Origin of the sequence: Streptomyces sp. NBC_00440 (genome assembly GCF_036014215.1) — a bacterium.
In the GTDB taxonomy this organism is placed as follows: Bacteria; Actinomycetota; Actinomycetes; order Streptomycetales; family Streptomycetaceae; genus Streptomyces.
Window position 1 is genome coordinate 3,313,132 of sequence record NZ_CP107921.1, and the last position, 23,081, is coordinate 3,336,212.

Below are 23,081 nucleotides of genomic sequence, written 5' to 3' on the forward strand. Positions count from 1 at the left end.
GGCTTTAGCCACCTCCCCGGTTCGGGTCCCGCGTCGAGCAAGACCAGGGGGCCACTCGTTCAAATTCCGGGCAGGATCACAGCCTGCCCGAGTTGCCGGCCAGCGTACGGCCCCCTGATCATGCTCGACCCCAAACCGGGCAGGACACCGGCCAAACCCGCTCCGCCGACCTCCGTGGGCACCTCGGAGCCGCCCCCCATGCCTAACCTAGCCATCTTAGAGCGGTGGCACGCGGGCCTTTCATTCCTCCTTCATCAGGATAAAAGGCGACAGCTACCCCAGAGGCAAGGTAAGCCCAATCACTTTCATCTGTAAAATCACTCCGGTGGAAAAAATAATCATTCCCCCAGGATCGAACGAACCCGAACTTCTTATCTTCGCGCACATTGGTCACCATCCCTACTCGCCTCCGGAGAGCATCTGAATCAACAGCACGCACACGGTCTTTCAGGCGACTCAAAAGGGCATCAAGGCTTTCGAGCAAAAAATCCTCATCGATACGGCGAAGTAGCATTTCGCCAGAATCAATCAACTGGACGATTCGGTCCACTGGCTCACCGGCAAGCATCTCGTCCCGTCCTGATTCCACAAGCTCAACGGCAGCTTCGATGCATTCCACAGCACTGTCCAGCGCGCCGCCATCGACTTTCCTTCTAGCCCCGTAGACTCCTGCGCGAACGCCAGTGATCATGGCTACTGACCCATCATGCAGATCAGGTTTCAACGTAATCGAATGAGAAGCGCTGGTCACCGCAGCCTCAAAATCACTCAACTGAATGTGCGCCCACGCGATTTCATTTACAACCACTGGCGGAACTTCTGCGAGAACCGCAGCCTTTTGCAGCATCTCAAGGCCCAAAACAGGGTCCACCGCTTCATCCACGAGGAATGCACCGTAAAGATAATTCAAGGTGGGTGATTCAGGCGCTAGTTCGAATGCCCGTTCGTATGCGGCACGTGCTGCCGTCACATCACGTTGCCCGGCTTGAATGAAGGCTTCTACGCGCCATGATTCGTGATATCCAGGGGAAAGTCTTTGTGCTTCATGGCAAACCAATAGAGCACCGTCAACGTCACCACGTTCGTGGTGCCTCAGGGCATCGCGAAGCAAGCGAGCAGTACTAAAGTCTCCAGGCCCCTTGATGTCGATTGTGCGAGGGTCATACGGCGAGGCCGTGCTTTCTACTTGGAGGCGCATGCCCAAGTCTGCGAGATCACGACTTCGCCCTTCGAAAATTGCCCTGTCCAGCGACTGAACGGCATGACGTTTATCGAGATACTGCTTTCCGAAATCTGTGAGCTGGTAAGCCGTCTCCGAAGTTTGATCCATCGAAGTTCCCTGCATCTGAATGAAATTGGTCGTGATTAGCTCCAGCAAGCTCGACTGCATCTCTCCGGCAGAATACTCGTTCAAGAACGCCAGCTCAGCTTGGCTGCGTCGCCCCGGCAACACTTGCATCGACCGAAGAACGGCCCGCGCCTTTTCATTTAGGTGACCATAGACATTCGACATGCAAAAATCTAGAAGCAGATCATTCTCGTGCAGAAGTTCTTCCGGCCGCTTACCCGCCTGGACCCCGGCCACGAACCACCTGATGTACGCAGGGTGCCCCTTCATCGCCTGCACCATTTTTGAAAGAACTGCTACTGGCAGACCTTGCAGCGCCTCCACGTTTCGCACTCGCGCCAACTTCTGCAAGAGCCGTGTCGAATCATCCCCGGACAAAGGCGCCAACGAAACGGGATTCTCGATCCCCAACCCGATTCGACTAGTGATAATTACCTTACTACCCATGGGAAGGTCCAGCAAGAAATCACGCAGCCTTTGATCCAGGACCGTCTCCATGTTGTCAAGAATTAGAAGAACTTTAAAGTGCTCCAAATAAGAAAGCACCTCTCCTACCGGATCTACCGACTTCTTTGCAGTCCGCCCCCCCAACTGCTCAGCAGCTGACGCGAATAGACCCAAAGAATTCTCGATAGCACCGCTAATGCGTTGGATCTCATTCACTGTCAGAATTGTTGCCTTTGCCGTCACCCAGACAAAGGCATCAAATGGATTATTCGGGTCATCTAGAAGCTCGTAGGCGGCTTTCAAGGCAATTGAAGTTTTACCAATGCCCCCATCACCAAGAATCGAAACAACGGGATAAGCCCCCTTAATCGCCTTTTTGATTCGATCAAGCTCCTTGCGGCGACCAAAAAACCCGGTCTCGTCAAATTCTGGCGCAGGCAGGTTGTGCTGCGGGGCATTGTCAGGGTCAGCTACTAGATCAATAGCAAGCCCGAGAACGTATGCGGGATCCTCTTCCAACTTAGAAATCGTGGTTTCCAAGCATCCCCACGACGATGGCGAGGCAGAATAGATATTTTTAGATACATCATGCACAAAGGCAAGGTCGTCAATTTCCATCGGTCGCGTATGAGCGACTCTGTTACGCACCTGTGTCAGTTTGTTCAGACTCGGTGCAAAAATTCTAAGAGAATCCTGAATCTCTTCCGCTAGCCTCACTTTAATACCCGACAGAACTTCATAGGCGTCAGCGAAGTCCAAGTAGGGCGCAAGGCTGGCAATGTTGGCGTCTACCTGGTTACCGACATCTCGTGTTAGTCGGATTGATGCCTTCTCATAGCGAGCTGTGTTAAGAATATCCCGAGGACTTTCCGTCTCCTCACATGTGCTCAAGATGATGCTGCGCAGATCTTCTTCCATTGAAGAAAGAAGGGCGAAGCAGGTGAGTCGAGTAGCACTGGAGCTCATTTTCCCCCCACAGGAAATATCGACGCATAGCGCTTTATGCGTCAGACTCCAACCACCATAGAACAGTGCCGTATGACTCGCATCACACTTGGAGGATCTGCTTGTCCCTCGGGCCCGACCACAGGCGAAGCCACAGTCCGTTCGGCGAAGTCATCCTTGGGTCTGTCTCTCGTCGAGCACGTGGTGGGCGGTGAAGACGACATCGACGTGGTCTCCCGAGAAGGTCAGAAGCGCAGCTTCGATGACGCGGCCCGTGGAGTCGGTGGCGATGCGGGTGATCGCGAGAACGGCCGTGGTGGATCCGATCCGGAGGGGCAAGGCCTCGTCCGGAATCAGAGATCGGCGCATACCGTCTCTCGGGCGATGGCTGGTGACGGGCGGAGGACGGCGAATCTCGTGACAACGACGACGCACAGCCGCGAACATCAGTGGACCATCGGAGCAGGTAACGAGGGCGGCGACTCAAGCATGGCCAGCGCCCCAAGTTGCTTCGGGGAGAGAGTGTCGCGTAGAAAACCTGGCCCTTACTATCCGCTGAGGTGGATGCCGAGCAGGTAGATCGGTACAGGGAGGCCCCAGACTCAGGCCGGGGCTTCCCTGCAGTTAGAGCTGTCTTTGCTGCTAGCCGAAGGCTGCTGCCGGCAGTAGCGGACCCTTGCCGTCCTCTTCGCCATCACCGAATTCCGGTGCAGAAAGACGGTGACCGCGGCTGGTCGCCACGCGAAGGACATCGCGCAGAGCTCCCGTGAGGGACGCCGCCAGCAACCTCAGCTCTTCCGGTTCCGCCGTCCCATCGCCGAGAACTTCCGGCGCGTGCTCCAGAAGTTCATCTGCCAGGCCAAGTTGTACCGCTTCGGTGTTGTCAGCCAGGCGGGACAGGTAGCCGTCGGCGTCGTCGGTACTCAGGTAGCAGGGCTTGCCCTCGGGGCCCGACCATGGGAGCAGTCGCAGTTCGTTACGGCTGATCATCCTTCCGTTCCCTTCTCTTCGGTCGTCGTGTGGTTGGTGAACAGGGCGTCTGCGCGGTCGCCGGGAAGCACCAGGAGCGCCGCCTCGACGACTCGTCCCGTGGTATCGGCCGCCAGGCGAGTTATCGCGAGAACTGGCAGCGCCGAGCTGATTCGGAGAGTCGCTGCTTCCGATGGTGTCGGGAAGCGCGCGGTCACCTGTTCTTGGACCTCGGCCAAAGGCGGGCGGAGTTGAGCAAGCCGGGAATTCACCCCCTCGTGCCAGAGCGACTCGTCGTACCCGTCAACGGGCGCCAGGTCGCGGGGAACGTAGATGTGGGCCAGGCTGTGCGGTGAGTTCCCGTCGTGGCTGAGGCAGAGAAACTCCGTCAGCGGACTGCTTGCCGGCACGCGCAGGAGACTGGCCAGATTTCCTCGCGCTTGAAGCTGGGTGGCGCGGACGTTGATGCGGAGAGGTGCCGGGGTCGCGGTCGCCATATCGGATGTGCGGCCGCCGCCGACGTACGTGATTCTGCGCAGGGGGTACCGGACGAAATTCCCCCTGCCGTGGATCTTCTCCACAAGCCCTTCCCCTTGGAGGACCGCAAGCGCACTCCGCAGAGTCGGTGTGCTGACCGTGTATCGAGTGGCGAGCTTTGCCTCCGAGGGCAGTCGTTCGCCGGCTTTGATGCGGCCGGTCGAGATCTGCTCCCGGAGATCGTCGGCGATGACCTGACGGCGGGAAGCCACGGGCACCGTCACCACCTTCCCGACATCCGCAGGGCGACGAGCCGGGTCCGCGAGTGCATGGTGAGCAGTTCGCCGGACTCGAAGCGAAGCTGCTTCGCGAATCCAGGCAGTTGGAGGATGTCGGCCACGCGGCATGGTTGGCCGCCGATCTGGATGACGTCGCCGCGCTGGACGCTGGCCGAGGTGATCTCGACGTTGGCGGCGGTACTTCCGCTGGGTGTCCATCTCCTCACGTGGCCACCTCCCTCGGGGTGGTCGGGACGACGGTCGGGTGGCAGGGGCAGTCGCACGCTTCGTAGATCACGGGGACTCCGACCGGTGCCACGGCCGGAGAGGAGTACGCGCATTCACGGTGAGTGCCGATCGAGCACGAACTCGACTTGTAAGGGGCCGCCTTCATCGCCATACGTGGCTGCTGGCGAGCGGGCATCAGACAGCCTCCGCCGCGGAAAACCGGCTGCGGAGAAGGGAGGCGGGCAGCCCGGCTGCCTGGTGTCGTCGCCTCTGTTCCTCACTGGCCAGCACATATGGACGGACGAGCTCCGTCTCCTCCCCGGCGAGGACCTCGATGTGAGCTTGAAACCGCCCTGTCGGCAGCGAGGGCGGATTGAAGGCGCTGAGGTGCACGACTCGCGTTCGGGTGGGTGTTAAGGGGCGGCTATGCCGACACTTCGAGAGGCGCCGCTCACTGGTGCGTGAGAGGGCATGGCGGATACGGTTGAACACGCTGATCAGCTCCTATCGCTGATGGCCAGGTCCCCGGACATCACCCGTCGCGGGGACCGTTCTGCGTACGGCGGCCCATAAGGTGCGGCCGTTCACGTTGCTGGCGAGAAGGCCGAATCGATCGGCATCCGCCACCACTTCCAGGACCTCCCTCCATGAGTCGGCGGGGAAGTCGTCCGGCACCTCCACTTCGATCGACGTGTGTCGCGCGTGCTGCTCCACGCGCGGGGTGAGTCCGGCGGCGGACAACCGGGCGGCGATGTTCGCGGCGCTCAGTTCGGAAGCGGGCACAGGTGTCTCCGTCGCCAGGTGATCACAGTACGTGAAGCTAGTTAACTAGATTAGAGCTAGTGGACTAGATTTTCCATATGCCTGAGCAACCGCCCTATCTCCGCATCGCCGACACCCTTGGGCAGCGGATCGCGGACCACGAGTGGACGCCGGGCGATCGGCTGCCCTCACGCGCCCAGATCGCCCAGGAATGCGGCGTCGGCGAGAACGTGGTCCGACGGGCTCAGGAGCTACTGATCTCCCAAGGGGTTCTGGAAGGACGCGCCGGTTCCGGCACGTACGTCGCTGAGCCCCGCCAGCGCGTGCGAGTGGTCCGCTCCACGGCACGCGAGCAGCGCGACGGTTCCCCGTTCCGCGCGGACATGAAGGCCGTTGGCAAGCAGGGGGACTGGGAGAGCAGGACCGAGGCCAAGGTCCCCGCACCGACGGACATCGCGGCTCGGCTCGGTATCGCCGAAGGCGACCTGTGCGTCCGCACCGTGTACGAGTTCCTGGCCGACGCCAGGCCGGTGCAGCTGTCGACGAGCTGGGAACCGCACGACCTCACCGCCGGCACACTCGTCGTCCTTCCCGAGGGTGGGCCGCACGCCGGGGCGGGCGTCGTGAACCGCATGGCCGAGATCGGCATCACCGTCAGCCATGCAGTGGAGCAGCCGGAGCCACGGCAGGCGACCGGCGAGGAGGCGTCAATCCTGGGCATCCAGAAGGCCGCACTCGTCACTCACATCCGACGGACGTACTACAGCGACGAGGGTCGGCCCGTGGAGACGGCGGACATCATCGTGCCCGCGGCTCACTGCGAGATCGTCTATGAGATTCCGATCAACCGATAGCCCCGTCTAGGGTTCCCACATGGCCAACGACTCAGCCTCTTGCCCCGAGTGCGGCCAATCTCTGGCAGGAGGCGGGCTCGTACTCTCCCGGCGGGACGACGACGGCCGGCGGACGTGCCGCTCGCTGTGGCGGTGTCCCGATCGGCACACCTGGTGGAGATGGGCAGACCGACCGGATGAACCGCTGGAGGTCTGTCCCGTCCCGGAGCTGTTTCGTTGACATCCAAAGTTGACATCAACGAGGCCGGACGGCGGCACGCACCCGCACCCCTATACGGCCGTCGGGCCAGGCAACGGAGGCCTATTGGACAGGCCCGGATCGAACTCCTAAAGCGGGTGTCGCAGGTTCGAATCCTGCCGGGGGCACAACGTACTACCGCGCTCACCTGGGGTTTCTCCCTCAGGTAGCGGCCCGGCCTCGGACTTCGTCCGGGGCCGTTTGCGTGAGCGATCTTCGCAAGGCGCGAGGCTGCGGCGATGGTGGGCGAGACGGTGGACGACCGGTTTATGCCTTGCGGGCCGGGGCGTTCAGTGGGTTCCTGCCCGGAGGGTGAAGCCGCCGTCGTCAGGCAGGATGACGCCGGTGATGAACGCGGACTCGTCCGAGGCGAGGAAGAGTGCCGCGTCGGCGACGTCCTGGCTGGTTCCCCGGTGGCCCATGGGGACCATTCCCGCACGTGCGGCCGCCACCTCGTCGCGGTGGGTTCGGCCGCGGATCCCCCTCCCCGCTCCCATTCCTCCCACACCCCCGAAACCAGGCTGGACACGGGACCGGCGGAGTCGTAACGTCCGTGACTGAACTTAGTTAGGTGACTGGTGCAGCGATATTGCTGCCCTGTACCGCGCTGCCTCGTTTCAAGAGGCGCGCCGGAGGTATCCCCCCATGAAGATCGCCATCGAAGAGGACAAGTGCTGCGGGGCCGGCCAGTGCGTGCTGGTGGCGCCGGAGGTGTTCGACCAGCGGGACGAGGACGGCATCGTCGTCCTGTTGGACCCGGACCCGCCGCAGGAGCAGTACGGGAACGTGCGTGAGGCTGCGGCCGTCTGTCCCGCAGCCGCCATCGAGGTGCGCGAGTGACGTGGCCGCGCTCCGTCGTGGTCGTCGGCGCCTCGGCGGCCGGTCTCGCCGCCGCCGAAGGGCTGCGCCGCCAGGGCTACGACGGCACGCTGACACTGCTCGGCGAGGAAGAGCACACTCCGTACGACCGGCCGCCGCTGTCCAAGCAGCTGCTGTCGGGCAGTTGGGAAGCCGAGCGTCTCGCGCTGCGTACCCCCGAGGCGTTGTCGGGGCTGGATCTGGACCTGCGGCCCGGTTCGACAGCCATGGCCCTGGACACCGGGACGCGTGAGGTGGTGCTGGCCGGCGGTTCCCGGGTGGCGTACGAGGCGCTCGTGGTCGCCACCGGCACTCGCGCCCGGCGTCTGCCCGGCACCGAGGACGTGACCGGGGTGCATGTACTGCGCACCCTGGAGGATGCCCTCGCACTGAAAGCGGGGCTCGCGCTCGCGCCGCACTTGGTGGTCGTCGGCGGAGGCTTCGTCGGCGCGGAGGCCGCCGCCGTCGCGCGTGGCCTGGGCTGCGAGGTCACCCTGGTCACCGACACTCCGCAGCCGATGAGTGACGCCCTGGGCTCCGACGTCGGCGCCATGCTGCGCCAGGTGCACGCCGAGCACGGGGTGCGCATCGAGACGGATGTGAGCGTCGAGCGGGTCCTGAGCGATCGTGGGCGGGCGACCGGCGTCGCCCTGTCCGACGGCCGCACGGTGAGCGCCGGTGCGGTGCTGGTCGGCATCGGCGCACAGCCCAACGTCGAATGGCTGGCGGGCAGCGGCGTCCCGCTCGGCAACGGTGTCGAGTGCGACGCCACCCTCTGTGCCGGGGACGGCGTCTGGGCCGCGGGCGATGTCGCCTCCTGGCCCGATCCGGTCACCGGGACGCGTATCCGGATCGAGCACCGCACCAACGCCGCCGAACAGGGACTGGCGGCCGCGCGCAACCTGCTGGCCGGGCCCGGCGCCGCGAAGCCGTTCAGCACGGTGCCCTACGTGTGGTCCGACCAGTACGACCTGAAGATCCAGATCCATGGGCTCACCCGCGGAGCCGATCAATTCACGCTCGTGGACGGCTCCTTGGAGCAGCGGAAGTTCACCGCTCTCTACGGAAAGGGCGGCCGGGTCTGCGCAGCGGTCGGCGTCAACATGCTCCGCCCGCTGCGCGCCCTGCGCGCCCTCGTGGCCGCCCGCGCCCCGTGGGACGAGGCCCTGGCAGCAGCTGCGGAGGCGCAGACATCCACGTCATCCACGTCCTCCGACAGCAATCCCGCAACGACCGGAAGGGCCCGCTGATGCCCGCAGACAGCGCAAGCGCAGACCGTGCAAGTGCAGACGGATCGATCGCAGACCGGCCGGGCACAGACGGATCGGACGCAGACGAACCGGGCGCAGACCGATCGGCCACAGGCGCCGGTAGGCCGCGGGCCGGCGTCGTGGGGCTCGGCATGATCGGCGGTGGGGTTGCCGTCAGCCTGGCCCGCAGCGGCCGGACCCCGGTGGTCCACGACATCCGCCCGGACGCAGCGGACCTGCTGGACGGCGTACCGGCTCCCCGGTCCTCGCCCGCCGAGGTCGCGCGGCGCAGCGACGTGGTGATGGTGGCGGTCGTCAATGCCGCACAGGCCCGCGACGTGATCTGCGGCGAGAGCGGGCTGCTGTCCGCGGCCCATCCGGACCTGACGGTCGTACTGCTCAGCACCGTCGAGCTGCCCACCGTCCGCGAACTGGCCGCCGCCTGCCGGGAGTCGGGCGTCGGATTCCTTGACTGCGGGGTCACCCCGGGCGACAAGGCCGCCGAGCACGGCATGGTCGCCATCGTCGGCGGCGCCGACGCAACCGTCGAACGGGCGATGCCGGTGCTGCGGGACTGGGCCAAGAAGGTCGTGCACTGCGGCCCTTCCGGCGCCGGAATGGCCACCAAGATCGCCCGCAATGTCGTCACGTACGGCAGCTGGCGCACCGTGGCCGAAGCCTCCGCGCTGGTGGAGGCGGCGGGTGTGGACCTCGGCGCGCTCGCCACCGTCATCGAGAGCGCCGACCCCGAAGGCGCCACCCTGCTGCAGCTGCTGCACATGAAGCAGGACGGCGTACCGGAGTCGCTGCTGCGGCAGGTCGAGACCCTGATGGTCAAGGACCTCGGCGCGGCACAGGAGTTGGGTGCCTCGCTCGGCGTGGACACACCTCTGGTGGACGTCACCCGCGAGGGCGCCCGGCAGACCCTCGGACTGGACGACGCTCCCGCACGGCCACTCACGCCGCTGCCTCAGGACCGGCGTGAGCGGGGCGTGGAAATGATGAAGCGGGTCTACGGACCCGAACTGGCGGACCGCGTCGGCGAGCCCGCCGACCCTTTCACGACCGACACCGTCGACTACCTCTTCGCGGATGTCTGGAGCCGTTCTGAACTGTCCGTACGCGACCGGCGGCTGCTCACCCTCGGCGTCGCCGCGTCCACCGGCCGGGCCGACCTGATCCAGATCCAGACCGCCGGCGCCCTGGCCAACGGGGAGTTCAGCCCGGAGCAGCTGCACGAGGCCGTGCTGCACCTGGCGCTCTACGTCGGCTGGTGCAACGCCACCGCCACCTACCAGGGCGTCACCGCAGCCCTGGCCGCCCACACCACCGCACCCGACCACACCGCATCCGACCACACCCCCACGGAGAAGCGATGACCGCGCCCCTTCCCGCCATGCCCGTCCAGCGCACCCGGCCGCTCGACCCGCCGCTGGAGTACGACCAGTTGCGCGAGGAGCAGCCCGTCACCCGGGTCCGCTTCCCCAACGGCTCCACCGGCTGGCTGGTGACCCGCTTCGAGGAAGGCAGTCAGGTCTTCTCCGACCCGCGGATGAGCGCCCGCCGTCCCCGGCACGACACCCCCGAGGGCGAAGTCTCCGAGGCCGACCAGGAGGCGCCGTTCAACCCGACGTTCGTGATGATGGACGAACCCGACCACAGCCAGTACCGCAGGCTGCTGACCGGCCGCTTCACACCGAAGAACGTACAGAAGCGGCTCCAGCCCTACATTGACCGCATCGTCGACGAGCACCTGGACGCCATCGCGGCCGGCCCGGAGACGTTCGACTTCGTGCAGGCGATGTCGCTGCCCATTCCCTGCCTGGTGATCTGCGAGCTGCTCGGGGTGCCCTACGAGGACCGGGACGGCTTCCACCACGCCACCGAGGCCATGATGGACATGGCCAACCCCCGCGAGGAGCGCGACCGCGGCGCGAAGTGGCTCATCGACTACATCACGAATCTTGTCGCCGAGAAGCGCCGTACGGGCGCGGCCGACGGTCTGCTCGCAGAGCTGATCCAGGTCGCCGACGCGGAGGGGTCCTTCCTCAAGGACGACGAACTGATCGGCATGGGGGTGCTGTTGCTCTTCGCCGGGCACGACACCACCGCCGCCATGCTGGGCCTCTCCGCCTTCACCCTGCTCACCCACGACGAGCAGCGGAAGGACTTCACCGCCCACCCGGAGAAGACCGGCCCGGCCGTCGAGGAACTGCTGCGCTACCTGACCATCGTGCAGTTCGGTCTCGGCCGCGTCGCCAAGGAGAACCTCGAACTGGGCGGCCAGCAGATCGCGAAGGGCGACCTCGTGGTCGTCGCCATGCCCGCCGCCAACCGCGACCCGCGCGTCTTCGACAACCCGGACACCCCCGACTTCGACCGCAGGATGACCCGCCACCTGGCCTTCGGCTACGGCGTCCACCAGTGCCTGGGCCAGAACATCGCCCGCGCCGAGCTCAAGACGGTGCTGCCGCGGCTCTTCGCCCGCTTCCCCCATCTGCGCCTCGCGGTGCCCGCCGATGAGGTCCCCATGGACACATACGGCACCAACTACGCGGTGAAGAAGCTCATGGTCACCCGCTAGCCCGTGGTCTCTCGCTGGCTCGTGGACACCTGCTAGCTCGTGGTCACCCACTAGCCCGTGGTCACCCGCTGACCCCGCCGTCCGCGGTGCCGGACGGCCACCCGACTGCCCGGCCGCCCGGCCGCAGCCGTCCGGCACCCCCACCCCCATCGACCCCGGCCTTCGCCACGACCACCTGGGGCAGCCCCGAGGCGGCCGGCGCGGCCGGGGCCTGCGGCGCGCGTAGGCTCGGGCGCGCAGAAGGAAAGGACCGACCATGTGCGCGCAGCCGACCGAACCCGGGCAACCGGCCACCGAACGGGCCCGTTCCCGCAAGGGAGAGGGCGAACGGCTGCGCGGGGAGATCCTGGACGCGGTCAACCGGCTGCTGGTCGAGTGGGGCAGCACGGAGAAGCTCACCATCCGAGCAGTGGCCAAGGAGGTAGGGGTCTCCGCACCCAGCCTCTACCTGCACTTCTCCGACAAGACCGAGATGATCTGGGAAGCGCTCGCCGACAAGTACCGCGACCTCGCCGACCAGATGCGCGCCGCCGACGGAACCGCCCGCGTCGAGGGGGCGGACCTGCTCGCCCGGCTGCGGGCCCAGGTGCACACCTACTGCCGCTTCGCCCTCCGCGCACCGGGTCAGTACCGGCTCATGTACGAGATGCGCCAGCCGGCCGTCGACGCCGACCGCATCGGACGCCACCCCGCCAGGCTGGTCTCGGAACGCTTCCGGGAGGCCGTCACCCGCTGCAAGAACGACGGCTACGCGCTCACCCTCCCTGTGGAGCAACTCGCCCAGACCCTGTGGGCCGGGCTGCACGGCAACGTCGCCCTCACCCACAGCCTCTTCCCCCACGCCTCCGCCGAACAACTCGTACTCGGCCTGGCGGACGGGCTCCTGGACTCCATGATCCACGCCCCCGGCACAGAGATCCGGAAGGTGCCGGACGAAGAGAACTCCGCGGTGGTGACCGCGATCCGGACCATACTCAGCACCGCCGAAGCCCCCGAGCAGAGCGACGCTGCCGCAGGGCGGTGAGTGGCCTTCGGGAGCCGTTTGCGTGAGCGGTGCCCGGGCCCCGGCAGTTCAGTTGTCTACCCCAGCAGATCGATGAGCCGTTCACGGACGTTGTCCCTGCGCGCTTCCGGGTGCGGCACCAGCTTCTCCCGGTCGGCGGGGTCCCGGGCGAGGGCGTGCAGCCGTCCGCCGCTGCGGGCCAGCACCAGATCCCTGCTGGTGCCCGCGGTCTCGGCCGATCCTTCTGCCGTGTAGTCGGTGACGGTGATCAGCGCGGAGCGCTCCGAAGCGGCGAGCACGGCCTCGGGGTCCGCTGTCTCGTCGGGGTCCGCCGACGAGCCTCGCGGCAGCCACTCGGTGAGCATGTTCAGGGCCTCGTCGAGCTTGTACAGGCCCAGCTGGTGGACGCCGAGCGCGTCGATGTGGACCATGAGACAGATCCGCTCGGGCTGGGGGAGCAACAGGATCCGCCAGGGCTCACCCGGGCCCGACCCGGTCGTACGGGCATCGAGTACCTTGCGGGCCCTCTGCTGGAACGCCACGGCGATGCCCAGGTCTCCCTGCACCTGGACCTGCTCGCCCGTATCCCCCGCCAGCAGCAGTTGGCGTGCCGCCAGCGAGCGGACGGCCTCGGCGATCACGTCGTCCGACGGCCTGGCCTCCAGGAAGTCCACGATCGCGTCCACGGCGGTGAGCTCCGCGATGGTGTACGCACCGAGCAGTACCGGTCCCGTGTTCACCAGGTTCACCACGGCCGACACCAGCCCCGAGGGGACGGACGCCTCCCCCGTCTCCGACGCTGTGTCCGACCCTGTGTCCGATCCGTCCGACCCCGCGGCCGACGGCGTCGGAGGGGGAACATCGCGCTGCTCGTCGCTCATGACGGCCTTCCCGGCTGCAGAATGTCCACCGCAGGCGGCACACGGCTCTCCCGGAGAACCGCGGCGGCGCTGCGTGAGAGGGTCTCGGTCACCCATACCCCGGAGCTGCCGAACAGCCCACGGCCCGCCCTGCCGGACAGCGACTGTCCCAGCTCGCCGGCCAGGTCCTGCCGGTCCGGGGGCGGGAACCTGGCCGCCAGGTCGGCGGAGACGGCAGTGACGTCGTCGGCTTCCTCGATCCGGCGCAGTGCCTGGGTCAGCAACCGCGCGACCGGAGGCGTCAGGGACGTCGGCACGGCGAGGAACGGCGCCAGATACATCGGGCGCCGCTCGGTCATCCGGGACAGGCCCCAGGGCCCGACATTGCTGCGCGTGATCCGGTAGACCACGTAGTCCATGAGGTGGCGAAGGTCGCTCACGCTGGGCAGCTTCCGCCCGCCGAACGCGGCCGGTGTCTTCTCCAGCTGCACCCAGGTGCCCTGCGCGGTGCGCCCGTGCAGCTTCTCCCGCACCACGTCCCCGCGCATTCCGATGTCGGGATAGAGCGTCTTGTCGATGTCACGGTGGTGGCTGGACAGCCGCTCGTGGCTGACCTTGGCGAACCGCCAGTCCTCGTACAACTGCGGGTCGTCGACCAGCACATGGCCACCGCACAGCACGTCGTGCAGCTGGGGCACCTGCAGTCCGTGGCGCTCCAGATCCGACAGGATCGTCGCCTCCTCCGGGCTGAGCCGGCGGGCGGCCGCGACCAGGCCCTTCCGGTACGCCCCTGCCCGCGCCGTGATCTCGATCATCAGCCGGACCCGGGTACGAATCTCCTCGGCCCGCCGGTCGCGCGCACTGTCCGAAGCCGCCCCGCCGGGGCGCCTCAGGTGCGTGACCGCTGCCAATGAGTGCTTTCGCTCCACCTTGCCAGTACAGCACGGCAGGCCCTTGCACGCACCGGCTCAGCGGAGCCCAGCGCGCACGCGGGCTCAGCGGATCCCCGCGCGTACCTCAGCTCAGCAGTTCCCCGCACATACGCCCGGCTCAGCAGTTCCCCGCACATACGCCCGGCTCAGCGGATCCCCGCATATACGCCCGGCCCGTTCGGTGCGACGGCCCGGTACCTCGCCCTGTGGTCGTTCGTGGGTTCCCACACCTGTCGGCATCCTGTGCAGTACCAGCGCCATCCGTCCGGGACCTTCGGCCCGGTGGTGCTGGTGTCCTTCCACAGCGGACGGGGGTCACGGCAGTGGGGGCATTGCGGCGGTGTCAGCACCATGGGTCACTCCTCGGCTCACCCCTCAGCCTTGTGCCCCGGGCGTGGTGCGTCCTGCGGACTCACTGGTGCCACCCGTACGGGCTACGGCGACCCCTTGCGTCCGCAGGTGGGAGCTGTGCCGCAGGAATGAGTACGTCTTGGTTCCGGCCTGCAGGAGGTTCGCAGCCGCAAGCGCCGCCCAGAGGCCCGTCAGACCGTACGTATCGGCCACCGGGACCGCCAGAGCGGCAAGTACCCCGAACCACACCACCGTTGACACGAGACTCGGGCCCGTTCGCCTGAGTCCGACCAGGGCGAAGCCCGCCACCGCCTGCAGTGCGTCCGCGACCACCACCGCGAGGACCAGAGGCAGCAGTCTCATCACCTGGTGGCTGAGCGAGTCGTCCGTCGTGAACAGGCCCACCACCGGGCCCCGCAGCGCCAGCAGCACCGCCCCCAGCACGGTGACCGCACTCAGGGCCACCCTGACCCCCGCCCCCACACTGCGGCGGATCCTCCTGAGGTCACGCTTGGACGCGTAGTCGGCGATCAGCGGGACCGTGGACTGGCCGACCGCGACCGCCGCGGTGAAGATGACGTTCACCAGCGACTCCGAGACGCCGTGCACGGCTGCCGCGTCCGTACTGATCCGGGCCGCCGCGAACGTCAGCATGCCCAGCACCGAGAACTTCACCAGGACCGTCCCGCCGAGCGGGATGCCCACCGCGGCCAGCCGCAGCACACGCCGCGGGTCGGGCCGGCCGGGGCGCAGCGGCCGTCCCGCCAGTACCGTGCGCCGCCGCAGGGCCAGTTGGTTGAGGCCGGTGCTGATCAGACTGGAGGCGAGCATGGCCACGCCCGCGCCGGTCAGTCCATGGCTCGGGAGCGGCCCCGGGCCGCCGACCAGCAGGATCGACAGCGTGACGGATACGGCGGTGCCCACCAGACCGGAACGCATCACCTGCGCGGAGCGGCCCAGCGCGACCAGGACCGATGTCGCCGATCCGCCGACGGCTATCAGCAGCACACTGGCCGCCAGCAGCCAGGGCAGCAGCCCCAGTTGGTGGAGCACGGCAGGCTGTACGCCCCAGAGTCCGCCGATGAGCGGGACCGCGGCGACCACGGCCGCGCACACCCCGCCCACCGCGAACGCCAGCCACATCCCGCTCCGTACGAGCGGCAGCAGTTCGTCCGGATTCTCACGGTGGGGCGTGATGAACGGCATCACCCCGCGCAGCGCGCCGGCCACGGTGGCGGTGGCCGGCCCGAAAACCGCCACGGCCACCGCGAAGGCGGCCAGTGAGGCGGTCGCGTGCCGGCCCAGCAGCACCGTGTCGACGAGCGAACCCGCCGACGCGGCCAGGGTGGTGACGTAGAGCGGGGCTGCGGTCCTCGCGATGGTCATGAACGCGCTGCGGTCGTGGCTCACATACGGGGATCCTGCCACTCAACACGGCACCGGGTGGCGGAACTTCGCCTCCGGCCTGCCCACCGCGCCGGTCGACAGCGCCCGCACACCACCACTGCGCGCTCACCCCACAACTGCGTCCTCGTTCGCATCCGCACTCATGCCTGTCCCCTCATCCGCCCGCGCACCCGCTCCCGCACGCGCGCCGGCCCCCGGCCGCGCAGCCCCGCCGGCCGACCCCGCCGCCTCCCTGATCGCCTTCACCGCGCGGGTGATCCGCTCCGGGGACTTCCGCACCGTGCGGCTGAACTCCACGTGCAGGAAGGGGAGTCCGGCGTCGGCCGCGGCGCGCCCCTGGACGTTCGTACGGCCTTCGAGTGAGCAGCGGCGCACCCAGACCCGGCAGACGTCGAAGCCCTGCCGGGACAGCGCTGCCGCCAGGCCTTCGCCCCAGGTGCGGCCGTGGTCGCCCCGGCCGGTGGAGACGATCACGTCGTAGTCGGGCTCGGTGGAGTCGGCGAAGCCGTGCACCTGGATGCCCGGCAGCCGGCGGGCGATCAGTTCGGCGCAGACCGCGTGGAAGACCGTGTCCCGGCGGTGGGCCACATCCGCCGCGCCGTCCTTGCCCGCCCTGCGGTTGGCGCCCGCCAGCACCAGCACCCCACCGGGTGTGGCGCGCCACGCCCCCACCCCCAGTTTCTCGCTGTCGGCATCGGCGACCGGGTGCGGAACCTGCACGGACCACTTCGCCACGGGCCGCCCGGCCTGCGGCAGGTCCACGTACACCCGGCCCCATCCCCGGGTGGACTCCCGTGCCCGGTCCGCGAATTCGGCGAAGGGGCGGCCGGTGGCCGTGTCGGTGAAAGCGGAGACGCCGAAGTCGACCTCGGCCAGGCGCCTCCCGGCCTCCGCGCGGCGTCCGTCCAGATACAGGCCGACGCCGTCGGCGACCGCACGGCGCTCCAGGGCGGTGGGCGGGCGGAAGGCGCTGCGGCGGATCGTCTGCCGGGTGAAGTCATCGATCCGCGCGGCGAGGTCGACCTGCTCGCGCGGGCGGGCACGCTGCGGCCGGTCCTTGGCGGAACCGCCTCCTCCGTTGGACGTGACGAGCACCACACCCACCGCCACCAACGCTGTGACCAGCGATATTGCAAAGATCACTTTTTTACCGGCCCAAGGACTCGTCATATTGAAGTAAAAATACACGGGTGACACGACACCCTTACGCCTCCTTCACAACCCGCGCCGCAGCGACGGCTCTCCTCGCACTGGCCGCGGTGGGGTGCTCGCTCCTGAACGGCGGCGACGGTTCGGACGCGTCGGGGACATCGGGCCACGGCGCATCGGGCAAGGGCGGCGGGCAGTCGTTCTCCGTGGCCGCTGCGGGTGACATCCTCATCCATCCGCCGCTCATCGAGCAGGCCCGCAAGGACGCCAGGGCCGAAGGCAAGCAGGGGCTCGACTTCTACCGGCTGATGGCCGGGGTGCAACCCGTCATCTCCCGGGCCGATCTGGCGATCTGCCACTTCGAGCCGGTGGTGGGCGAGCCCAACGGCCCCTTCCGCAGCTTCCCGGACTTCCTGGTGCCTCCGCAGATCACCACCGCGGTCAAGCAGATCGGCTACGACACCTGCTCCACCGCGTCGAACCACACCCTCGACCACGGCGCGCCCGGCGTGAAGCGCACGCTCGACGCACTCGACAAGGCCGGGCTCAAGCACACCGGTTCGGCCCGCAGCAGTGCGGAGGCCGACCGGCCGCTGATCATGGACGTGAAGGGCGTCAAGGTCGCACAGATCTCTTACGCCTTCGGGTTCAACGGGCGCGACGTCCCGGCGGACAAGCCCTGGCTCGCCAACCTGACGGCCTTCGACCGGATCAAGAAGGCCGAGCTGCGCGCCCGTGAAGCCGGCGCCGATGTGGTGATCCTCAGCATCCACTGGGGCCGCGAGCATCACCCCGAGCCGAGTTCGGGGCAGATCGGCCTGGCCCGCCGGATCGCCCGTGAGACCGGCATCGATCTGGTCATCGGCCATCACGCCCATGTCGTCCAGCCGATGGAGAAGGTCGACGGGACCTGGATCGCGTACGGGCTCGGCAATCAGGTCGCACGGCACGAGGTGCCGTCCGGGCTGACCGAGGAGGGCGTCATCGGCTGGTTCGACTTCCAGAAGCGGGGCGGCAAGTGGGAGGTCCGGGCACGGTACGTACCGACGCTCGTCTCCATCCCGCCCGAGTCCGACGCGGCGAATCCGCCGGCCGCCGACGCGGTGCAGGACCACCGGCTCATCGATGTGGCGGCGGCGCTGCGTGACAGCGGGAAGCTGACCGCGGAGGAAAAGGCCCGCTACCGGCTGGCGTTCGAGCGCACCGAGGGCACGATGCTGAACCGCGGCGCGGCGCAGGACGGGCTGAAGCCGCTGGAGAGTCTGCCCGGCTGACCTGCGGTGCGGTCCGGGCGGCAGCGGCCGGCCGGTGAACGGGCGGGGGCGCCCGGGAGACGTCGCGGTTACCGGAGAGACACCCCCGGATGTCTGCCGGGTGGACCGGCACGGCGGAGGCTGTGAGCCAGCTGTGTGCGCTGAGTCACACCCGCCACTTTCCTTACAACCGTTCTCAATTCGAACGTGTCATGCATTTTCGCGACCGCGTTCCGATCACTCACCGTTTCGACACTCATCGTTCCGACACACACAGTTCCGACCCGGACAGTCCGGCCCGCACAGTTCCGACGGCACGGCCCGCGCCATCCGGTCCACCCCGCCCCACCCCGCCCTGCCCGCCCCAGAAGTCCCGGAAGAACTCCCGGGAAGAAGTCCCAGAAAGGGAACGCTCATGGCCGCCACGCCTGCGAAGCGGCGACACAAGGTCCGCCGCCGGGCCGACATGTCGCTGCTGGGTGGCATACGACCGCCCATCGCGGTCCTCTCGGTCCTGCTGCTCTCCCTGGCCGGGATCACGGCCCTCAACCTCGGGCGTACGGTGCAGGACCCCGTCCCCAAGGCGGTGCTGACCTCGCAGCAGCAGTTCGCCGAGGACGGCGCCATCGCGCTGCGCGCCTCGATCGACGAGAGCTTCACCGACCTGGGCCGGACCGCGAACCTCTTCAACGCCGGAGCGCCCGCGTCGCCCGACGCCGTGCTCGACAAGGTCAGCAGCGTCTACCAGAAGTGGACCGGCACGGCCGTCGTCCAGATCTCCTCCGGCAAACTGCTGGCGGCCCGCGGCGAGAACGTCCCCCTCACCGCCGTCGACACCACCAAACTCCGCGCCAAGGACGGGCTCAGCCCGCGCATGGTGCGGCTCGCCAACGGCGAGACCCGGCTGCTCTCCTTCGCCGTGCTGTCATGGCCCGGCACCCCGCAGCAACTCCTGGTCGCCTCCAGCAATCTGCGCTTCCCCGGCATCAGCCTGGGCCAGTTCCGTTCCATCGCCGTCATCGACGACGAAGCGGAGATCCTCTCCAGCGACGGCATCCCCGAGCCCGAGCAGGTCCGCACCGCCACCCAGCGCGCCGACGCCAAACGGGCCGAAAAGCAGCTCAAGAGCTTCGCGAAGACAGCCGCGGTGAAGGTGCGCCGGAACCCCATCTCGGCCAGGGAGCCCGGCTCGGGCGGGTTCCCCGGTGTCAGCGGGAGCCTGGTGGGCGCCGTCCACACGGGCGACCGGAGCATCGCCGGATACGCCTCGCTCGCCGGGCCGCAGCCCGGTGAGCCGACCATCGCCACCGGTCTCGGCCTCAGCGTCGTGGCCATGGTCCCGGTCTCGGAGAACCCCACCGCCGTCGCCGGACCGCTCTTCGGCCTGATCGCGGCCGGGGCGCTGGTCGTCATCGGGGCCCTCGCCGTCGCGCTGCTGCTCGGCACCGTCCAACGCCCGCTGCTCCGGCTCTTCCTGGAGAGCCGCAGGCTGACCCGCGGCGACCTGACCCGCCCGGTCAGCTCCCCCGCGTACGGGGAGGCCGCCAGGATCGGACGCGCCCTTGAGCGGCTGCGCCGGCAGCTGCTCGGCGAACCCGCGGGGGCGGCCGCTCCCCAGCGGCGCGGCAGGTTCGCGCGCACCGGCGGATTCGGCAGCCGCGGGCTCGTCCTGGTCTGCGGCGCGCTGCTGCTCGTCTGGTGCGCGCCGATGCTGCTGCTCCTCAACCGCGCCGACGACACCGCCGTCGTACCGCAGCAGCTCGTCAACGACCAGCGTGAGCGCACCGACACCCTCACCGACCGGGTGCGCCGCGCCCTCAACGAGGGCCAGGCCGACCTGCTCTCGGTGGCCACGCTGATCGGCAGCGACACCTCGCCCGCCGATATGCACACCGTCCTGGAGCGCACCCGCCTGGAGCACGACCGCTACCAGTCGCTGTACGTCGTCGACCCGTCGGGGAAGGTCGTCGCCCACGCGGGCGACACCCCCCACCAGCCGGTGAGCCGCGCCAAGGCCGGCCATTCGATCCGGGTGCTCAACCACTCGGGCAAGAAGCCGCTCATCGTCGGGTATGCCGGGATCCCCAGCCGCAGCGGCTCCACCGTGATCGGGGAGTTCCGGATCGAGTTCCTGAACGCGCTGCTCAAGCGGCCCGGGCTCGGCGAGGTCCGGGTCGTGGACGCCGACCAGCGGGTCATCGGCGGCAACACCGGTTACCGGGCCTTCCACCGGCTCCCGAACGAACGCCTCAGGACCCTCGTCGCGGGGACCAACCAGCAGACCGGCATCAGCCCGCACCCCAGCGGCATCCTCTACCGCGACGGCGGCTCCGTGCAGATCGCGGCAGCCGCGCCCTTCGTCGGCGGCGGAGCGGCGAAGACCCTCGGCTGGACCGTGGTCAGCGAGCAGCCCGCACGCTCCCTGGCCATCCCCGAGTACCGCAGACAGAACCTCACCGTGCTCGGCGGGCTGCTCGGGATGGCCGCCGTCGCCGCCTGCCTCGGCTGGCTGCACATCGTCGTCGTACGCCCGCTGCGGGCACTCGCCGACCAGGCCGAGGCGCTCGCCGGCGGAGACCGCCGCACCGTCCTGTACCCGCGCCACCACGACGAGGTCGGCGCCGTCACCCGCTCTCTGGAGCTCGTACGCCAGCAGCTCCCGGCGCAGCCGAAGCGCGACACCGCGCCCACCGCGCCGAGCGCACCCGCGGCGCCCGCGACCCACGCCGAAAGGACCTGACCGGACGTGCTGTTCCTCTACACCGTGCTGGTGGTCTGCTGCGCGATCCTGCTCGTTGCGGGCATCGTCGAGCAGCGCCGCCACTTCATCAACCTGGAGCGCATTCCCTCCCGGGTCCTGGTGAACGGCATCCGCGGCAAGTCCTCCATCACCCGGCTCTGCGCGGGCGCACTGCGTGGCGGGGATCTGGTGACGGTCGCCAAGACCACGGGCACCGCTGCCCGGTTCATCCACCCCGACGCCACCGAGGAGCCGGTCTACCGGAAGTTCGGCCTTGCCAACGTGGTCGAGCAGATCGGCATCGTGCGCCGGGCCGCGTCCTACGATCCGCAGGCACTGGTCATCGAGTGCATGGCGGTGATGCCGGCGCTCCAGGAGATCAACCAGTCCAAGCTGATCCGCTCCACGATCGGCGTGCTCTGCAACGTACGCGAGGACCATCTGGCCGAGATGGGCCCGACCCTGGACGACGTGGCGCGCTCGCTCTGCCGCTCCATGCCGGAGGGCGGTATCTGTGTCACCGCCGAGGTCGACCGGTTCGCGATCCTCCAGGAGGAGGCCGACGCCCGGGACTGCGAGCTGGTCTACGCCGATCCGGAGACGGTCAGCGACGAGGAGCTGCGCGGGTTCAGCTGGTTCACGTTCAAGGAGAACGTGGCCATCGCGCTGAAGGTCGCCGAACTCCTCGGCGTGGAGCGGGAGACGGCCCTCAAGGGGATGTACGACGCCCCGCCGGACCCGGGCGTCCTCTCCGTCGAGCGGTATCTGACGCCCGACGGCAAGAAGCTCAGGTTCGCCAATGTCTTCGCGGCCAACGACCCCGAGTCGACGCTGATGAACGTCAACCAGCTGCTCGACCTGGGCGCCGTACACCGTCCGCTGCACGTCGTCATCAACTGCCGTCCCGACCGCGTCGAGCGCAACGGGCAGATGGGCGAGATCATCCCCGATCTCCGGCCCGACAAGGTCTTCGTCATCGGCCACCCCGCGAAGAGCGCCATCGACGCGATACCCGCCGAGTGGCGCGACCGTGCGGTCGACCTCGGCGGCGACCGGCGCGACCCGGACGAGTTCATGGCAGCGCTGCTCGGGGAGCTCGGACCCGACTCCTCGCTCATCGCCATCGGCAACATCCACGGCCAGGGCGAACTGCTCCTGGAGCACCTCGCCGAACTCCCGCCCGACGAGACCCCGGACGAGACCCCGGACGAGACGCCCCCGGCCGCGGCTCCCGCCATACCGGAACAGCGCAGTCCGCAGCACCCGCACCACCCCCGGCACGACGAGACGCTGGGGCAGCAGTACCGGCCGCATCTGGACCCGTACGCGCCCTACCCGGAGGCGTACGAGACCCGTTACCAGCCGCAGCACCAGCCGTACTCGTACCAGCAGGAACAGCAGCCCCAACAGCCCCAGCAATCGCGGCAATCGCAGCAGCAGCCCCGCGGCATGTTCGAACCCGCCGTGTACCCGGAGCAGGCGCACCCGGAGCAGGCTCACCGGGAGCCGCCGTACCCCGACCAGGCGTACCACGACCAGGCATACACGGAGCCGCAGTACCCGGTCGTCCTGTACCAGCCCCAGCACCAGCACGAGCCACACGAGCCGCATCCGTCGCACGACCCGTACCAGCAGAGCCGGCAGAACAGCGCAGGAGACCCCCGTTGATCCCCACCGTCCTGACGCCCGAGATCGCCGCCATCGGTATCGCTCTCGGCCTGATGTTCTCCCTGGTCTGCTATCTGACGACCAACCTCTCCCCCGGCGGCATGATCACGCCCGGCTGGCTCGCGCTGACGCTCGTCGAGGATCTGCAGCGGGCGGCGATGGTCGTCGGGGTCACCGTCCTCACGTACGTCTCCGTGCTGATGCTCCAGAAGGTCGTCATCCTCTACGGCAAGCGGCTCTTCTCCGCCGTGGTGCTGACCGGGGTGATCCTCCAGGCGACGGTGATGATCGTGCTCCAGGTGGAGTTCCCGCTGATGTACGCGAACCAGACGCTCGGCTTCATCGTTCCCGGCCTCATCGCCTACCAGCTGGTCCGCCAGCCCAAGGGGGCGACGCTGCTGGCCACCGGCTCGGTCTCGCTCCTCGCCTACGTCGTCCTGACCGCCGGCATCCTGCTCGGCGCCCTCCCGTCTGCCTGAG

The 23,081-nt window shown here is 68.0% G+C and carries 20 protein-coding genes and 1 pseudogene; 10 read left to right on the forward strand and 11 right to left on the reverse strand.

The window, feature by feature from the left end; genetic code table 11:
• Positions 1-202: 202 nt before the first annotated feature.
• From OHB13_RS14790 to OHB13_RS14815, 6 genes and pseudogenes are all read right to left on the reverse strand, one after another.
• A complete protein-coding gene (locus tag OHB13_RS14790) occupies positions 203-2,761 on the reverse strand; it encodes an NB-ARC domain-containing protein (protein ID WP_328377409.1) in 2,559 nt (852 codons plus the stop codon).
• Positions 2,762-2,911: 150 nt separating this feature from the next.
• A pseudogene (locus tag OHB13_RS14795) lies at positions 2,912-3,165 on the reverse strand (UTRA domain-containing protein); the annotation flags it as partial.
• Between the two features lie 217 nt (positions 3,166-3,382).
• Positions 3,383-3,730, reverse strand: coding sequence for a hypothetical protein (locus OHB13_RS14800; RefSeq protein ID WP_328377410.1), 348 nt, complete (start codon positions 3,728-3,730; stop codon positions 3,383-3,385).
• Positions 3,727-4,458: a GntR family transcriptional regulator gene (locus tag OHB13_RS14805; protein WP_328377411.1), complete on the reverse strand. Its 732-nt coding sequence runs from the start codon at positions 4,456-4,458 to the stop codon at positions 3,727-3,729. Before OHB13_RS14805 ends, OHB13_RS14800 begins: the two co-directional genes overlap by 4 nt.
• An 8-nt stretch (positions 4,459-4,466) precedes the next feature.
• A complete protein-coding gene (locus OHB13_RS14810) occupies positions 4,467-4,691 on the reverse strand; it encodes a hypothetical protein (protein WP_328377412.1) in 225 nt (74 codons plus the stop codon).
• A gap of 505 nt (positions 4,692-5,196) precedes the next feature.
• A complete protein-coding gene (locus OHB13_RS14815) occupies positions 5,197-5,475 on the reverse strand; it encodes a hypothetical protein (RefSeq protein WP_328377413.1) in 279 nt (92 codons plus the stop codon).
• A 77-nt stretch (positions 5,476-5,552) separates the two neighbouring features.
• Here OHB13_RS14815 and OHB13_RS14820 point away from each other — a divergent pair, with 77 nt between their 5' ends.
• Entirely contained in the window at positions 5,553-6,308 is a 756-nt protein-coding gene (locus OHB13_RS14820) for a GntR family transcriptional regulator (RefSeq protein WP_328377414.1), read from the forward strand.
• Positions 6,309-6,836: 528 nt separating this feature from the next.
• Here the strand turns inward: OHB13_RS14820 and OHB13_RS14825 are convergent.
• Positions 6,837-7,043 carry an SDR family oxidoreductase gene (locus tag OHB13_RS14825; RefSeq protein WP_328377415.1) on the reverse strand — a complete coding sequence of 69 codons (207 nt, stop codon included), beginning with the start codon at positions 7,041-7,043 and terminating at the stop codon, positions 6,837-6,839.
• Between the two features lie 148 nt (positions 7,044-7,191).
• Here OHB13_RS14825 and OHB13_RS14830 point away from each other — a divergent pair, with 148 nt between their 5' ends.
• From OHB13_RS14830 to OHB13_RS14850, 5 genes are all read left to right on the forward strand, one after another.
• Entirely contained in the window at positions 7,192-7,386 is a 195-nt protein-coding gene (locus OHB13_RS14830; protein ID WP_328377416.1) for a ferredoxin, read from the forward strand.
• Complete coding sequence (locus OHB13_RS14835; protein WP_328377417.1) at positions 7,383-8,654, forward strand: NAD(P)/FAD-dependent oxidoreductase; 1,272 nt, start codon at positions 7,383-7,385, stop codon at positions 8,652-8,654. Before OHB13_RS14830 ends, OHB13_RS14835 begins: the two co-directional genes overlap by 4 nt.
• A 140-nt stretch (positions 8,655-8,794) precedes the next feature.
• Positions 8,795-10,033, forward strand: coding sequence for an NAD(P)-binding domain-containing protein (locus tag OHB13_RS14840; protein WP_405752017.1), 1,239 nt, complete (start codon positions 8,795-8,797; stop codon positions 10,031-10,033).
• Complete coding sequence (locus OHB13_RS14845) at positions 10,030-11,238, forward strand: cytochrome P450 (protein ID WP_328377419.1); 1,209 nt, start codon at positions 10,030-10,032, stop codon at positions 11,236-11,238. Before OHB13_RS14840 ends, OHB13_RS14845 begins: the two co-directional genes overlap by 4 nt.
• A gap of 256 nt (positions 11,239-11,494) precedes the next feature.
• Positions 11,495-12,262 (forward strand): TetR/AcrR family transcriptional regulator, encoded by a 768-nt coding sequence (locus OHB13_RS14850; protein ID WP_328377420.1) that lies wholly within the window; start codon positions 11,495-11,497, stop codon positions 12,260-12,262.
• 56 nt (positions 12,263-12,318) lie between these two features.
• Here OHB13_RS14850 and OHB13_RS14855 read toward each other — a convergent pair whose 3' ends face one another.
• The 4 genes from OHB13_RS14855 to OHB13_RS14870 form a co-directional block, all read right to left on the reverse strand.
• Entirely contained in the window at positions 12,319-13,122 is an 804-nt protein-coding gene (locus OHB13_RS14855; protein WP_328377421.1) for a hypothetical protein, read from the reverse strand.
• The gene (locus tag OHB13_RS14860) at positions 13,119-14,030 is read right to left on the reverse strand and encodes a hypothetical protein (protein ID WP_328377422.1); all 912 of its coding nucleotides are present in this window, start codon (positions 14,028-14,030) and stop codon (positions 13,119-13,121) included. The genes OHB13_RS14855 and OHB13_RS14860 overlap by 4 nt, the downstream gene beginning before the upstream one ends.
• 378 nt (positions 14,031-14,408) lie before the next feature.
• Positions 14,409-15,794: an MATE family efflux transporter gene (locus OHB13_RS14865; RefSeq protein WP_328377423.1), complete on the reverse strand. Its 1,386-nt coding sequence runs from the start codon at positions 15,792-15,794 to the stop codon at positions 14,409-14,411.
• 102 nt (positions 15,795-15,896) lie between these two features.
• Positions 15,897-16,934, reverse strand: coding sequence for a hypothetical protein (locus tag OHB13_RS14870; protein ID WP_328377424.1), 1,038 nt, complete (start codon positions 16,932-16,934; stop codon positions 15,897-15,899).
• Positions 16,935-16,981: 47 nt separating this feature from the next.
• On the opposite strand from OHB13_RS14870, the gene OHB13_RS14875 reads away from it, so the two are divergent.
• The 4 genes from OHB13_RS14875 (at position 16,982) to OHB13_RS14890 (ending at position 23,080) form a co-directional block, all read left to right on the forward strand.
• The gene (locus OHB13_RS14875) at positions 16,982-18,214 is read left to right on the forward strand and encodes a CapA family protein (protein ID WP_328377425.1); all 1,233 of its coding nucleotides are present in this window, start codon (positions 16,982-16,984) and stop codon (positions 18,212-18,214) included.
• A gap of 394 nt (positions 18,215-18,608) precedes the next feature.
• Complete coding sequence (locus OHB13_RS14880) at positions 18,609-20,933, forward strand: cache domain-containing protein (protein ID WP_328377426.1); 2,325 nt, start codon at positions 18,609-18,611, stop codon at positions 20,931-20,933.
• 6 nt (positions 20,934-20,939) lie between these two features.
• Complete coding sequence (pgsB, locus tag OHB13_RS14885) at positions 20,940-22,601, forward strand: poly-gamma-glutamate synthase PgsB (RefSeq protein WP_328377427.1); 1,662 nt, start codon at positions 20,940-20,942, stop codon at positions 22,599-22,601.
• Positions 22,598-23,080 (forward strand): poly-gamma-glutamate biosynthesis protein PgsC/CapC, encoded by a 483-nt coding sequence (locus tag OHB13_RS14890; RefSeq protein ID WP_266855951.1) that lies wholly within the window; start codon positions 22,598-22,600, stop codon positions 23,078-23,080. Before pgsB ends, OHB13_RS14890 begins: the two co-directional genes overlap by 4 nt.
• The last annotated feature ends 1 nt before the right edge of the window (position 23,081 follow it).